Genomic DNA, 15,463 nt, shown 5'->3' with positions numbered 1-15,463 from the left:
CTCCTGTTGTGACTTCTATTTCTATTTTAAAAAAGTGGGATTTGAGTATTCTGCTCCGGTAAATAGTTCATGAAGACATACTCGGTTTCATTCCGTCGTGTTTGTCCTAACTCAGCTTTTGCTACCGTCCCCACTTTTGAATTAAAGGTTAGACAATGCCAGTCCTTATACAGGTCCAATATTAGCGGATCACCATAATAAGTCACCATGGCCTTTCCCTTAATGTTGTTTAACATATCTGCAAGCTGAATATGCTCATTAAATGCTCCCTTATAATAGTGCTCCCGGTTTTTGTACGGCGGATCGATGAAGAAAAAAGTTCTTTCAGAGTCATACCGTTTGATGATTTCCTTATAGTCCAGGCACTCGATCATGACTCTGCTGAATCTTTTCTCAAACTCATGCAACTTACTTACCGCGTTTTGATAATCATTTGCTGTGTTTTTGATCTTTCCAGATCGCCAGCCGCTCTTAATACCATTAGCGGGAATGATGCATTGCCGGAGTAAGTAAAACCACCGGACTGCTCGCTCGAATGAGTCTGCAGGTAGCTGCTCATACTGCCATCGTTCAAATAAGCTGCGACTTGTTGGGAGTGAGCTAAGGTTTTCAATTAGTTCTGCTTTATGAGTACGGAGTACCATAAGGAAATTAATCAATTCTTCATCCGTATCGTTAAAGACTTCGACCGTGCTTCTTTTTTTCCCAACAGTCATATGGGCACCCCCACCAAATACATCAGCCCAGCAATGATGTTCCGGAATTAAAGGAATCAAATCACGCGATAAAAAGTGTTTACCTCCAAACCATCGAATTACACTATCAATTCTATTTACATCAACATAAGATTTTGTCATTTCCATCTCTCCCGTTTCCGTATCATGTGTTATCGATCCGGAAATAGGCAGGACTCTATTTGTCCTCTTACGCTTTCTCGAAGGCCGCGTAAGTGCTACTTATCCCTCTATGGGGAGCTCGCCTGAAGGGGGCTACAATGAACCTCTAAATGAACTACATCGTCCATTCCTTCATCACACCTGTTAGTAGAGAGGATGGGGTATTTTCATAATCCTATTATTCATATAGTCCACCTTTATTTTATGAGTGCGATTTGGGTACGAAACAAGGCTTCGCTAATTTTGTTCTCAATTAATCGGACATAGCCCTTCTTGATCAAGTAACATGTGAACTTAGCAATGCTCTTTCCATACTTATTTTTATATAATTCGAACTGTTTGTTTTTATGAAGATCAGATAGCGTCTCTTGATACTGAAGAAAATGCTGAAGTTCCCCTTTGGGATCTTCCTCTTTCATTGCATACTCAAAATCTCGATAAGCTTTATCTTCATCTTTCTTTTTTTGCCGGAGTCCTCCGAGAAGCTTCTTCAATTCCTCCACATTGGGCTCAACACCATACAACTGAGCTGAACTGCCGTATGTGTTGATAATTTTGCTGGCTTCCGATGGGGACAATTCACTGATTAAAGAAGAGATAGTCCACTTTTCTCGTTGAACTTCTTTAAATCGCCTTTGCTCCAGCTCATCACTTATTAGCATTTCATAGTAAGTAGGCTTTGTTCCTAAAGGAACGCCATCTGCATACAGTCGATAAGGAATATTATTCTCATCTAACAACTGTCTCAGAGGATCTGCCAATGTTCTACCTGCGTGAATCTCTACGAACACACCTTCTACCATGGAGTGGACATGCGCTAAGATTTCCTTTGCGAACACATTGGCATCACTAGCCCTTGGGTGATTTTTTTGCTTAGGATAGGGTTCGATCACCTCTTGGTAAGGGATGATTCGATTTTTATAGAAGCTTAAGAAGAATATATCTTCTGTTGGAAAGCTTCTTATCTCCATGTACTGAATCACCGTATTGATCCACCGACTCATCTTCCCTTGGTAGAAAATGTGGGCAGGCATAGCCGTATCCGGGCGAGCCGAGGATTCGGTAATCAAAGCAATCCTTCTCATGTCTATATCGTCTCCTTTTTTGGACACAAAAAAATGGACACAAAAAAAGGCATACGGGTCCCGTATACCTATCTGTCTCCATTTTTTTGAAATCAGTATCTTTTAGCTGTTAAGCGACTCACTCATTGCATGCTCAGTTTGGGGCAGCAAAGAAAACTAATAAAATAATCGTAATAATTTTATTTTACCAAACAGAAAGCATTTTGAAAAGTTTTTCGAATGATCAGATCAAGATTATATGAAAGTTATCTATGATACGGTTAGCCTTTAAATCTTAACTGGGCCTCGGCCATCCCAAATGCATTCCATAGTCCATCAAATACAGGCTTGAGGGCAAGCCCGATTTCCTCGGGACTTCTAGTTGAGAAGTTTTTTGGATCAATTAGAACTTCCGGTAGAGTAATCTTATCTTCACTCAAAGGCCATGTATCCATAAAGGAATCTGGACTAGAGATAAAAACAAGATCTTGTACACCATAGAATGAGCAGATAAGGTAGAATGGTTCGCTGATCTCCATAACGTCATAGTTAATAATCTGTCGATGTAGAGCTTGAATGAGCTGTCTTTCAAAAGCATACGCAGCAATCGTTAAATTGTCTGTCATGCGTACAGTCGACATTTCAATAACTCCATTTCTGAAGATTTGCATCCTTGCTTCACCCCTATTTGATTCGGAATACAGGCCATGTATATTGATTCGAGGGTTTCCACCTGCTGAAGCAATCGGGGTCAGGTTTACTTTGCTAATTAGATTTACGTCCAGGGTATACTGATTTTCGAAACAAGATAAGGGAAGTAAGTGAGCAATGAAGAATGGAACATCTCTATATGAATTAAATGTGGTTAAAAGTCTTTCCTCTTTGAAGAGTTCGTACCTCTTGGAAAATTCCGTTGTTCCTAAGAACATTTCACGTAGCTCGTGTACATCTAAAGGGAACTTTCCATTCGACTTCCTAGAATAAAATTGATTATTTTGTTTTACTCTGTGAGGGCGGGACCAACTACGATAAGCCCTGATTAAAATGACGTAATGTTTGGGGGATACTTCAAAAGGTTTGATATCATATCGTGCAAGTCTAGGCTCGAGACCATTGTGTAGAATTTGATTAAGGTTTAACATATATGCATCAATATCGTCCGCCTTGATACCTGGAGTAGAAGTAGGATCTCCTTCCGCCTCTTCGATCCCTAAGTAAAAATCTCCTCCGAACGCATTTGCAAAAGAAGAAATTGCTGCACAAAATTGCTCAGATCGAACCATCTGGGATTTATATTCGATGGTCCCCCCTTCTTTCACCTTATTAGTAATTAGAGCTTCAATATCACTTAACTCAATAAGCTCGAATTTTTTGGTAAAAGTAGTCACTACATTTCCTCCCTTAAAATAAGTGTTTTATTATAGAAATTTGTCTCAGACAATTCTGCTGGTCTTTTTAATGGAGCTCTCATAATCGGACAATTTTCTTTCTAATTGCTCTTGTTCCTGAAACTTAACGATTAACCCCTCTCTTACAATCTCCTCCCATATTGCTGCATTCCAAGATGGTGATCCACTCCGTTCATTAAACAATTAACAGACGCCTAGACTTCACATGAAGAATTAGAGGTATTGCTTAGGTCTTAATGGAAATGGAAATTGAACTTGGTCCATCAATTAGACTGACTTTGTTGATTCTACGTAATATTTAAGTTAGAGGTTTCAGGCAAATAAAAGCTTGATCCATATCAAGCGTGACAGATGCAGCTCGCAAATTATAATGAGTTTTAAAACACGCCCTGATTTTCTTGTATATATATGTATGTCTCATTTAATAATAAAGAAAAGTCTAGAAAGGGATGATTATTATGCCTGAGTGCGATTACTCACAATGCCATGCTATCTTGCGGGAAACCAAAGCAGATACGTTTATCATGGAAACCAAACACAGTTTTAAGGATAACTTTTATAAATGGATAAAGAACACGTCGTATGAAGAGTATATGAGGAATGTAAGCAATGGATTAGGGATAGATGTAGCAATTCCTATAGAGGGAGTAGACACCTCCCTAGGACTGAATAGTAGCACAACAAAAGAGACATACGAAAGGATTCAAAAGGCTATTGAAGAAAACACCATAAGAAACATATCCGAAGAAGACGCAAAAAGAATAGTCATTTCGAACACAAATGAACAGGTCTATAAGGCATGGTCGGATTGTATGCAGAGCATGATTTCAGGATGTATAGTTGATCCTCCCCCACCTCCGGGAACTCTTCATGTAAAAAGTATAAAAAGAAAAGGTAATGAAATATATATCACTCTTGAATCTTTACTGTATCCTGGTGACCCAGAGGTTGTAGTTGAAAAATTCCATGTCCCTACAACTTTGAAATGTATCACTGGTTGTTTGAAAAATGGAGATCGTATAAAGGGAGAACATACCATCATTCTTCAGCGAGTTACTGAAGGGGATGGGACTCTCATTATAGATACTTCGCGAAATACTCTTGAAATACCTATAGTCCATGCAACTTTAGATACAGCACGAAAAGCAGGAGAAAGACTTGTTCACTTTATTACTGACAGACTTGGTAAGAGTGATTATATACTACCAAAAGAATTGAAAGGCGTTTGGTCCGGACCGGTAATTGTAGAACTTCGGCTAAATGGAGAACTAGTTGAATTTAATATCAAAATTCCAAGTAGTATTGATAATGTTGAGGTTGCAGAATTTGGCGGGAGTCAATATATTTATCATCCCGATCCCAATAAATACTACTTTGTACCATTGGTAAATGACTCAGGCAAGTATTTTGAGTTTTTTATAGGTGCAGATGAAATTTGCAACGTTATAAAATCAACGATTGAGATGCTTAGTCCATCACCTTTAACATAAGAAAAATACACCGAGAGGAAGTTTTTCATGCCTGAGTGCGATTACACACAATGCCATGCCATCCTGCGGGAAACCAAAGCAGATACGTTTATCATGGAAACCAAACACAGTTTTAAGGATAACTTTTATAAATGGATAAAGAACACGTCGTATGAAGAGTATATGAGGAATGTAAGTAATGGATTAGGGATAGATGTAGCAATTCCTATAGAGGGAGTAGACACCTCCCTAGGACTGAATAGTAGCACAACAAAAGAGACATACGAAAGGATTCAAAAGGCTATTGAAGAAAACACCATAAGAAACATATCCGAAGAAGACGCAAAAAGAATAGTCATTTCGAACACAAATGAACAGGTCTATAAGGCATGGTCGGATTGTATGCAGAGCATGATTTCAAGATGTGAAGTTGATCCTCCCTCACCTCCGGGAACTCTTCAATTAAAAAAATTACAAAGAAAAGGTAACGAAATATATATTACCCTTCAATCATTAGTGTATCCTGGTGATTCAGAAGTTGTAGTTGAGAATTTCTATGTTCCTTCGATGTTCAGTTGCTTAACGGGCTGCTTCAAAAATGGTGATCATATTAAGGGGGAGCATTCAATTGTTCTCGAGCGTCTCCGTGAAGGAGAAGGTAATGTAGTTATTGATACATCACGAAACACTCTTGAAATTCCTATCTCCGTTCACATTACATCAAAGATGGCGAACCAAGTGAGATGGGACCTCACTGACTTTATAAAAAAAAGACTTCAACAGAATGGATATGCGAATCCGAATGTAAGACTAGAAATAACATTTGCAGGAGTGTTAGTCGAATACCAATTCTTTATTCGATCTCACACAACTAATAATGAAGAATTTCTGGAGGTTGGATCAGATAGAGCACAAGAATATTATTATAGTCCTACGCCGAACCGCCCTTATCGTATGGAAATTAATACGGATAATGGCACTAAGTTGAACTTTAGTTTGAGTGCTGAGGAGATTTGCACAGTTATTCGTACATCAATTGACGCAAATATCCCATCTCCAGCAAATTAATATGTTGTAATTGACTAATCAGAAGAAATTCCTCTTAGGAAAATCAGACAAGAGTCGCCCCGGAACTCCAGGACGACTCTTTAACATAGCATCAAATATTTATCAAAATTTAACCTTTAACCACAAGGTGGTATCTCGATTACTCATTTTCGTTTCTTGAGCAATTCCAATACTTTTTTTGTTTTGTTCTAATATCTTCTTTATTCCCGAGTCCGGTACTGTGTATTTGGTTTATCACTAACCGAAGGTTTAAGTGGTTTCTTCCTCATAGTAAGCCATCTCCCCTATCGTTTTGCAAGGGTTGGCATAATAGTAGATTTTAAAACTATCAAAAGAAGATATAAAAAATATGCTCTATGAAATTTCACAGAGCATCTTGGAGCACATAAACAGTAATCATGTTATCGTTTGCTTTCAAAATTTTCTCTAGGCTCATATTCTTCTCAATGGTTTCTTTTATGAGAATACCCCCTGACCAGTATTATTTGAATTCGCTTACCACACATACTTCCCTGATAGTACAATCTCAGTAAGAGCCCTCCATAAGAAAACAACGCTCAATTCATGTTTTTTACTTTCAATCACTATCTCGCTGTTCCACAAGAGAATCCACCCAGCACCAAATGAATTCAGTACGAACGGGTGTAATTCGGTTAGGAATTCCATGAGCATACCCACTGAAAATATTGGGAAGATTTCTTCGTACTTGGCAGTCTGTCCCCCCTCGTACACGAAATCATCTGCATACTCAGCCAACACAGTGAATACGGTATCTGGAGAATTTTTGAAAAAGAATCGGTCCCCCACCTTGTAGTCAAAACAGGTCTTTTCCAAGATTAAATTTAATGTAGATACTCCTGCGGAAAGGGTCTCATCTGGAGTTAATGAATCTCTTTTTAGTCTCATATGCTGGCTTCCTTTCAATGATAATCTCTGCATTGTACAACGATATAGGGTTGACGTCGAGATGAGGGAATCCAAAGTCATGATCATACGCGGGATAATAATTCAAGATTATATCAATACAACTGAGGAGAGAAAGGATTATGTGCATTGAAACAACAAGGTCATCTAGGCAAAACAATTGATGTCGCAGAACGCTATAGAGTAGTCAATGGCTACAGTATTTGTTTTCCGGACAATGGTGGCTTCAACTTTCAGCAGACGGATTATATCGAGGGTGTGGTATTTGGTAGGAATCTTAGATGCGGGGATTACATGAGGTACCTTTAATTTCTTTTAACAGCACATGGTCATGTACTGCAGGCAGAAACGCGATCGTTCCCACCTGAAGAACGTGACATTGTGCTCTCTAGATCTAAGTTACTAATAAAATCGTACCCTATGCTTAGTCTTCTAAATTATTGCTTACATCTATCCAAGATAAACAGCGCGGCGACAATAACCTGTTTCCAGTCGATCCCACAGTAATTTCAATATACCATCATGTTCTGTCTTGTCACTTGAACCATATGACACCCCATAAGATATTGTCTTTCTACATGGAAGATATAATGGAACATCCTCACCATCTTGAGGATGTAACGGTTCATCATCTGCATCGTGAAACCAATATTCAAAACCAAATGTAATCGGTAGTACGTTCCCTTCGTTCTTAATCTTTTCTAAATGGCCCACTAAGCTTCCATCTGGATTTGCTTGCATCCATGCTCCTGACCAAAATTTCCCACCATTTTGCCTAAACGAATTATCAAAAGCCCATCTGTATGCGAAGCTTTTTTCTATTCTTTTCGTTATTACTACGCTATCTCTTGCTAAAACTAGGTTGTTTGGAGCTTGTTGGATAAAGGTAGTTGTAATTGTACTGAAGTCATCAAAAAGCGATATTCCGTATTTAAGGCTTACGTAAGGGATTTTTTCTCCTTGAAGAATAAACACTGAAACGACTTTGTCTCGTCCACATTCAATGCTTTCGGTGAAAGTCTTTACATTCGTTGCTATCAATACAGTGCTGTTACAATCGAGATTGTCTGGTCTGCGTCCAAGTACTCGGTATATTTTCATATTATCTTTATCTTGAGACTGGTCTACATATGGCTTTAACCCTAAAACTTCTAGCGAAGAAGAAACTGCATTTCCGAGCTCTGCTAAAAACAACTTAGTGGACATTTTTGTTATTGCGACAGCAGATAGTGATCTGTTTTCCATTTCAAACCTCCTATAGTTTAATCTTAGGGTAGTATTTTCGTGTTTCAAATAATTATTCATGTTCAGAGGCCAGTAGGTCTTTCGCAGTTGGCAACGCAATGTCGTGAAGCTGCTGGCTCAAATATTTAACTCTGAATATAGAATAAATTGTAAAATGACCAACAAGAGATATAAACTAGATCGATACCCATTCCCCGGTGCCTCTATTACTCATTTCGTTTCTTGAGCAGATCCAATACTTTTTTATTTTGGTCTAATATCTTTTTAATTCCCCAGTTGGGCACTGTGGTGTTAGGTTTATCATTAGCTGCAGGTTTTATAAGTGGTTTTTTTCTCACGTAAGCCAGCTCCCCTATCGTTTTGTTAACAAGGGTTGGCATTATAGTAGACTTTTAAACTATCAGAAGAAGAAATAAAAAAGATGCTCTATGAAATTTCATAGAGCATCTTGGAGCACATAAACAGTAATTATCTATTTTTAAGGATATTCAGCACGTTATCGTTTGCTTTCAAAATTTTTTCTAGGCCCATATTCTTCTCAATCGTGGTCTTAGGCCGCCGAACAACAACCTTATCCGGGGTTGCATCAATTTTTTTAGACTGTTTAAAAAGTGTCATAAATATCACCTCGTATACTTAATATACCACACTACCCATCTATGAACCAATCAAATATCTGGACTAGATTAACAATATTATTAGCATCAATCCCATTCAATATGGTTCCAGATTCCGCTGCTTGGATAGTGATAATGAAACTATTGGTAGATCCGAAGAAAGGTACACAAATCGTATTTCCTTCCTCTACCACGTAAACTGCTGCTTCTGCTAATTCTTTACTCATTTCCTCTTTGTTCTCTTCAGGGATCAGAATACTGTTGCTTCTTTCAATCTGAGAGAGAGAATTCCTTATGTTAGTCATGCGTATTTCTGGGTCGCTATCGAATTGAATCGATGTAGTTGAGATCTGTAAGCCGAAAGTATCCGTGTAATATCGAAGATACTCTTTTAACATAGACGAGTACAAATCCCACTCTGGCAACTGATCCTTCTGCTCATCTGTAAGCTCAGTTAAATGATGTTGTGAGTATTGAACAACTGCAGTAAATTGAGCTGTTTTCTGAAAACTAGAGAGAATGATCCGTTCATTATCACGTATTGTGTTTTCGATAATTTGATCATTTTTTTTGAATTCTGTATTTCCGATTTTTTGAATACTTGGTGTTTCTAAAATAGCCAGGTCAATGAAGATAGCTATACTGGCGAATTGTACGGCTTGTACCCAATCATTTAATAGAATGTGACCGGCTAAAATCATCCCGAAATAAATAAGTGCCATAATGGCATAGGACGTTTTACGGATGTTCAACAAATTGCTTTCATACCAACCACGATTGTACCAGTGTATTACCGTTGCGAGTCCCGCTATGGCCATAAAGCCAATGGCCATCCATCCGAAATAAAACATGAGGTTCCTCCAAATAAATAAAATATAAGGATTCTAGGGTTTAAGATTCCCTACTGGCCATGAACTCCTTAAAGTCTTCTTCAAGTCCTAGTTCTAGCAGCAACTCACTAAAATCATACTCGTCATCTACTGTTATCTGACCTGGAACTGAAACAAGGGTAAGCTGCATAGGCTCGTTATAAATCATCTCCGTTCCAGACCAGTCTAATCTGTCTGAAGCACCTTCTCTGAGTAGTTCTGGATGAGGAATAAACCTCCAAGTATTTTTTTGTTCCAAATAGTTTTTGAAACCCTCATCTTTATCACTATAGGGGATCATGATTTGAATCACTTGGTTTCCTGTACAAAGAATCATCCAGGCATATGGTAAAAAAGATGGGGCATCTGATTGTCTATACAGTAGATGAACCTCAGGTACGGGAAATACATGTAATCCTTCCACGAATTTAGTATAGGCATACAAGTGTACTTTGGGCCGCTTCAACATATGGTCGGTCTCTTTAATCCAATCTAACGTCATAGGGAAATCTTTGAAGTCAGATTCGTTCATCATTGAAAGGGCCATTTTTACATATGCCTTATAAACTTCCATGGGTATGTATGGCAACCTTGTTAAGGTCAGGGTGATTTCTCCCGCCTCCTCATCATATTCAACAAATGAGGAATCTGGATCAACTTTAATGTGAACTATATGATCTTTTGCTCTTACATCGATGCCTTTTTTGTTATGTGCAGGAATTTTATCTTTTTTACCTCTTATCAGTGAGAGTGTTCTCAATGGTGCACTGTAGTTTCCGAGATTGTTCTCTAAGGTGTTACCAAAGAATTCGTTACACATATCACACTCGTAATAAGTTAGCACATGCTTGTTGCCTATTGATTCAGGGATGGCATGAGCCTTTTTTTCAAATTTCACTTCTGGAGAGCTCAATCCACAAAACCGACAGACTCGATTATTTTTATCCCCGAGAATCATGTCGGAAACAAAATTAAAGACAAAGTATTCTGTACGGTAGTGCTTGGAATAGAACTCAAATTCATCTATCTTCATAATATCACCTCTATTTAATTATACCTTAGGGCTGTTATAAAACGAAGAACCCCCGCAAGGAGGTTCTTCGTTTTATACAAACATGTCTATCGTTGTTTGAAGATCATAGTACCTCTCCTCCAGAGAGACGAGCAGGTTTACATTAAACCCGAGTGCTGCCTCGCTTGACATGTAAGGGGGCACGATAGATTGTCCAGTCAACGTTTGTAACTTCCCGAATATACGAGCATTAAGCCAGGAACTGGCATCAGCAGAGAACCAACTATACTTCAGCAGCAAGTTCAACGATCCAAGGCCTAATGCATGGAAATTAACAGAGTCTCCATACTTTCTGAATATCTCTTCAAACGCTCTTTCTCTCCGCTGTGTGCTCACGGATCTCAGGGCACTGCCACCAATTGCAATAAGTTCATGTTCTTCATCAACTAACTCTTGCAGAGCTGCCATATCGCTTTGGATATGATATACCGGTACCGGCTTACGGCCGACCTTCAGAGCCAAATAATTCGTGTTACGTTGGGTGGCGGCTGAATCACCGATAATATCAAGTGTTAGGTATTGGTATATGATATCACTATGCTGCCTGACAAATGCAGCATAATCATCAATGTCGATCGGCTTAACGGGCAGCCCTTTTTTGGCAGCATCATATAATGTCTTCTCCCCAGGGTCTATAATGACGCATTTATAGTCAAACCCTAACTCTATAATGGTCTGCTTCCATTGGTTTGTTGGATCATTCCGGATCGTGAAATAATTGAGCAGAATAAAGCGCCCCCCAAACTCTTTCACAATTTCTATATCCCTTCTCGATTTACTTAATCCACTAAAAATATATCGCAACCCGCGGAGTGTTAATCGAACGGCACCGGACTTCGTCTTCACCACTTTGCATATGTCGACCATTATAGCTTTGATGATGGCTGCCATTGCACTTGAATAAGCGTTAATCTTATTAAGAGCCTTGAGAGTAGTCACACGTCTATAAAATAATAGAGCCAGTGCTCGACGGATGCTATCCCGAGGGATACGATTGTCGGCGCGTCCATTCTCTGATCGGATATAGACATATCTCTCAGTCACTTTTTGAATCGTATTGATCCGTCCTGTCTTGATAGTGTAGACAACAGAACCGCCTCTCCCTCTGTTAGAGAAAAATGAACGTTCCTTTTCTCTGGCTTTCCGGTTATAGAATGTATCTTTCGGATTCATACATGTGCTCCAGTGATAATTACGGCAATAAAGCCGACATTTAACGATTGGAGCTTTCCCCCCCTTTATAGTATTTCTTCCGGACAAGATGAAAAAACCTCTTTAGTTGCAGACTCCATATGGAGTACCTGCAGCAGAAAGAGGCATATTACATCAAACCGTATTTAGCTTCATGACTACAGCATCATTAATTACGATGGATGCCTTACAAATAGCCATTTCTGCTGTTTCTCCAACACCAATGAACGTATCTTCATAGTAGACAGCCCAGAATCGGCCCTTACCGGACCCGCATGCCACCAGCGATGTTTTATCTTCAACCAGTACATAATTAAAGACAAGGAACGCTGACCCTATTTCCTGAGCAGGTTGAAAGGAATCTACTTTAAGATAATCTTTCTGAGTAATGTAAAATGGTGGTTCTACCGTATGACGGGACCAATTCATTACTTCCAGAGCGATATATTCATTTCGTTTCTCCATATCCATGCTATCGAACTGTTTAAGTTGCTTTTCACAATGAATGCGCGATCGCCGGATCTCATCTTTCGTAAGGGTTTGAAGGTAATCTGCTCGCATGATCTCGTAACAATCCTTCTGAAAGTGATTTTCTATAAGCATAATAGAGCTCCTCCATTTCTATGAAGCCTTACTTCGGTACGTTCTTACTTTCCCGCTGCCTTTGCACATAAAACAAACACCATTCTGTATATGTTTATAGCGAGTTTTTCCGGTACCATTGCATCGGAGACAACGCTTCATTTGTTTGGATGAGGTTTGTTTTAAAAGCTTGGTTTTATGAGAAGAAGAGTTGGACCAGAAAGAAGGTCTCTTTTTTCTATAAGCCTTGGGTGCAGGCTTCATCTCCTGTGCTGCTTTCTGTTGCTCCAGCGCCTCCAACTTCACTCGATCAGGCTGCTCTACGATATACTGGGGCTCATAAGGCGGACGAGATACATACTCTTTGCCGGCCTTACGTTGTTCAATAAGAACGACGATCTCTTGTCCATCTGTTTCAGATGAAAGAATTCCCCAGGCTAACCCTTCGAATTTCCGTTGTAACTGACACTGAAGTGCATCAGAAGCCCATCGCCAAGTTTGTTTACTCTGCTCACATTTATATTTCCGGTAATACCATCCGCCAGCTTCTGCTCCACCATAAGCACGGCTCACCGTGTAGACGTTAACCCAGGGGACCAATCCAAAAAGAGTTTCAAATGAACGGGTTACTCTTTTAACCAACGTTTTAAATGGATTCATGGTGGATGGTTCCTTCCGGATTCTTTGTTATCCAGTATTTGCGTGGGGGTGTCTCTCTGACCCGCCGAATCAAATGCATCCATTGCCACTCAGAGGTACGGGGGCGTTTCTGATAGTTTGCCAGATTTCTCAGAATCACAAAATAATTGATCTGTCTCCCAACGAAACGTTTCCATGCATTTTCCTCTACTGTAATACCTTCTATACCATCTTTAGCGTACTTACCTTGTAATGTGGACGTAATCGCAAAAAGGCTGGTATCCGGATACTTGGATTCAAAAATGCTAACCGCGGCACGTCTCAATTCAAAGTACTTGCTTGGTTTGGCATAGTAGAAACCAAAAAGAGGATTGAAATGCAGCTCGTATACGCCGTTCCCCTTATAACTGACAATATAATACCGGTTTAAATATCTCCCCGTCAGTTTATTTTTAGCTGTCACCAAGAGGGAACCCAGGATGATCGCTACAATAAACAGAACTACAAAATACAAACTACTCAGTACACTTACAATGAACATATGCATTTATATTACCTCCTTCAAAATAAATAGGGACAGTTGCTGGATCAGCACTGTCTCCTATCCTATTCACGCCACAATGATTTCATAAGAAAGCTCGGCCTGGGGGATCATGGACGTCACAAAGATTTGTCCTTGTTCTTCTCCAAAATTCTGTACAGCTTCCCCGTGTTCAATGAAAACGGGAACTGAACGGCCGTTTACTTCTTCCTCCAAACGAGACAGATCAAGAGAAACCCGCGCTTGCTCTGAGCTGGTTAAACCAAACTCTTTTCCTTGATAGAGCAATTTGTGCTGCAGTCGGATTACGCCCTTCACAGTTCGCCGTTCCAGCACAATTTCAGATGAAGTCATCTGCAGGTTGGCTTTACTTACCTGCAGCTGCGCATATTGCAGTAGAAAATGCTGAACAGCCTGAATATGAAGAGAAATCTCTCTTTGCTCTTTCTGGCCTTCCAACAACTTCTGTTGCAGATGTGGCAGTTTCTCGGAATCAACACTGGTTTTGGCCAACATTGTTTGTTTGACCTGCAGACGCTGAATATCCGATTGCAAAAACTGCATTTCCTGCTCCTTCCGCTGTTTAAAGTCCTCTGTCTCTTCCTCGTGCTGTGTATACATACGAGAAATGTTCTCTTTTATTTGCACACCCTCATCTAGCAGGGCTTGGCACTCCGTTTTCTTTACTTGTATCAGAAGGGCACGTTCCTTCTTCCCCTCTGCATCCTCCGGCTTCCAATCGTAATAAATGGCATGCCATTCATCGTGCGTTTCTCTATATCGCTTCCCGAGAAGAATAAGATCGGATTCCCATTCAGTAACATAATCTGGGATAGATGGACCTTGGACCGCTGAAAGTTCATTCAGTTCTGCCGTTTTTTCTTCTAGTTCTCGAGTAATCTCAGAATTGGTATCTTCACCACCATTGAAATTACTGGCAATACGTATTTTCTGGATTCTGGTTTCGATATCTCCGATGTATTCGTTCCATTCATTCATCTCGACATTAAGTTCATTGAGAAGGTCCACAGGATCCGTCATCGTTTTTAGACGCTCTTGATCCTCGATAGAGAGACATGCCATTGCTGCTGAATACTCAATCTTTGGCATGAGGGATAGGAGTACATTCCGTTTACGCACCTGGGTAAGAGAATCAAAATAGCCAGGAACGAAAATACAAAGGAATGTATCGGTTTGGCCCACAATAGCGTCTATGTCCTTCTGAGTGGTTTCAACTTCATTTAAGAAGAGATGAACGGTTTTCCCCTTTATCTCTCTACAAATGGATACTGGCTGGTCATACCCTTCAATCTCCCATACGGTAAGAACTCGGGTATGCTTGGTGTTCCAGCTTTGCACATATTTTTTAATCCCTTTGGTGTGGCCTTGAAGATCACAACCTAAGACTGACCATACGATACCTTCACAGAGCGCGGTTTTTCCTCTATCCCGATCACCGACAATGCGGTTAATCCTGCCAAAAGATATAGAAGCGTACTCTGCATAATTTTTAAAGCCAGTCATTTCTATCGCTTTCAGTTTCAACGTATTACCTCCTCATTGTCATAAAAAAAGAAAGAACCCCTTATTAATTCAGGGGTTCACTCTTAAAAGTCTCAGTTATCTATAATCAATCCAGTCCTCTAACTCCTGGATAGAATCTTTCCAATGACAGTGTAGGTTAACAGCTTCTTACGGCGTGCAGCCTGGTACTGTAATTTCATCATCTGAATGTTATTCATGTTCATCGTTATGCGCCCATACCGGAGAAGGGGCTCTGCCCCAACTGCGGCAGAGGGACTCCCTCCTCAACGTATAATGTTATCTATTGCCTCCAGCTTCTTGCAGGAACTCAGAACTTAACTACGAGAAAGAAT

At 39.8% G+C, this 15,463-nt stretch carries 16 protein-coding genes; 2 read left to right on the top strand and 14 right to left on the bottom strand.

All coding sequences use genetic code 11. From position 1 onward, the window contains the following. Positions 1-26: 26 nt before the first annotated feature. The 3 genes from ACE04G_RS16695 to ACE04G_RS16685 all read right to left on the bottom strand — a co-directional run bounded on the left by ACE04G_RS16695 (position 27) and on the right by ACE04G_RS16685 (position 3,348). Complete coding sequence (locus ACE04G_RS16695) at positions 27-857, bottom strand: DNA adenine methylase (protein ID WP_449005067.1); 831 nt, start codon at positions 855-857, stop codon at positions 27-29. 236 nt (positions 858-1,093) lie between these two features. Then, positions 1,094-1,981 carry a DUF6884 domain-containing protein gene (locus tag ACE04G_RS16690; protein ID WP_449005068.1) on the bottom strand — a complete coding sequence of 296 codons (888 nt, stop codon included), beginning with the start codon at positions 1,979-1,981 and terminating at the stop codon, positions 1,094-1,096. Positions 1,982-2,241: 260 nt separating this feature from the next. After that, a complete protein-coding gene (locus ACE04G_RS16685; RefSeq protein WP_449005069.1) occupies positions 2,242-3,348 on the bottom strand; it encodes an AlbA family DNA-binding domain-containing protein in 1,107 nt (368 codons plus the stop codon). Positions 3,349-3,893: 545 nt separating this feature from the next. Between ACE04G_RS16685 and ACE04G_RS16680 the strand changes: the two genes are divergently transcribed. After that, positions 3,894-4,859 carry a hypothetical protein gene (locus ACE04G_RS16680; RefSeq protein WP_449005070.1) on the top strand — a complete coding sequence of 322 codons (966 nt, stop codon included), beginning with the start codon at positions 3,894-3,896 and terminating at the stop codon, positions 4,857-4,859. Between the two features lie 27 nt (positions 4,860-4,886). Continuing rightward, positions 4,887-5,906 (top strand): hypothetical protein, encoded by a 1,020-nt coding sequence (locus ACE04G_RS16675; RefSeq protein WP_449005071.1) that lies wholly within the window; start codon positions 4,887-4,889, stop codon positions 5,904-5,906. A 495-nt stretch (positions 5,907-6,401) separates the two neighbouring features. Here the strand turns inward: ACE04G_RS16675 and ACE04G_RS16670 are convergent, their stop codons facing one another. The 11 genes from ACE04G_RS16670 to ACE04G_RS16620 form a co-directional block, all read right to left on the bottom strand. Continuing rightward, complete coding sequence (locus ACE04G_RS16670) at positions 6,402-6,812, bottom strand: hypothetical protein (RefSeq protein WP_449005072.1); 411 nt, start codon at positions 6,810-6,812, stop codon at positions 6,402-6,404. Between the two features lie 468 nt (positions 6,813-7,280). Then, positions 7,281-8,075: a hypothetical protein gene (locus ACE04G_RS16665; RefSeq protein WP_449005073.1), complete on the bottom strand. Its 795-nt coding sequence runs from the start codon at positions 8,073-8,075 to the stop codon at positions 7,281-7,283. Positions 8,076-8,281: 206 nt separating this feature from the next. Then, complete coding sequence (locus tag ACE04G_RS16660) at positions 8,282-8,413, bottom strand: hypothetical protein (RefSeq protein WP_449005074.1); 132 nt, start codon at positions 8,411-8,413, stop codon at positions 8,282-8,284. Positions 8,414-8,543: 130 nt separating this feature from the next. Next, positions 8,544-8,693, bottom strand: a complete 150-nt coding sequence (locus ACE04G_RS16655; protein WP_449005075.1) for a hypothetical protein — start codon at positions 8,691-8,693, stop codon at positions 8,544-8,546. Positions 8,694-8,724: 31 nt separating this feature from the next. Further along, entirely contained in the window at positions 8,725-9,543 is an 819-nt protein-coding gene (locus ACE04G_RS16650; RefSeq protein ID WP_449005076.1) for a type II toxin-antitoxin system SpoIISA family toxin, read from the bottom strand. Positions 9,544-9,583: 40 nt separating this feature from the next. Beyond that, positions 9,584-10,594 carry an HNH endonuclease gene (locus ACE04G_RS16645; protein ID WP_449005077.1) on the bottom strand — a complete coding sequence of 337 codons (1,011 nt, stop codon included), beginning with the start codon at positions 10,592-10,594 and terminating at the stop codon, positions 9,584-9,586. A 72-nt stretch (positions 10,595-10,666) separates the two neighbouring features. After that, positions 10,667-11,806, bottom strand: coding sequence for a hypothetical protein (locus tag ACE04G_RS16640; protein ID WP_449005078.1), 1,140 nt, complete (start codon positions 11,804-11,806; stop codon positions 10,667-10,669). 153 nt (positions 11,807-11,959) lie between these two features. After that, complete coding sequence (locus ACE04G_RS16635) at positions 11,960-12,427, bottom strand: BC1872 family protein (protein WP_449005079.1); 468 nt, start codon at positions 12,425-12,427, stop codon at positions 11,960-11,962. Positions 12,428-12,445: 18 nt separating this feature from the next. Next, entirely contained in the window at positions 12,446-13,066 is a 621-nt protein-coding gene (locus tag ACE04G_RS16630; RefSeq protein WP_449005080.1) for a hypothetical protein, read from the bottom strand. Next, complete coding sequence (locus ACE04G_RS16625) at positions 13,053-13,592, bottom strand: hypothetical protein (protein ID WP_449005081.1); 540 nt, start codon at positions 13,590-13,592, stop codon at positions 13,053-13,055. Before ACE04G_RS16625 ends, ACE04G_RS16630 begins: the two co-directional genes overlap by 14 nt. 63 nt (positions 13,593-13,655) lie before the next feature. Then, positions 13,656-15,131: a hypothetical protein gene (locus tag ACE04G_RS16620; protein WP_449005082.1), complete on the bottom strand. Its 1,476-nt coding sequence runs from the start codon at positions 15,129-15,131 to the stop codon at positions 13,656-13,658. Between the last annotated feature and the right edge of the window lie 332 nt (positions 15,132-15,463).

This window comes from Paenibacillus sp. AGC31 (assembly GCF_057334655.1).
The sequence above is the reverse complement of the archived record's forward strand: the minus strand, read 5'-3'. Positions and strand labels throughout refer to the sequence as shown.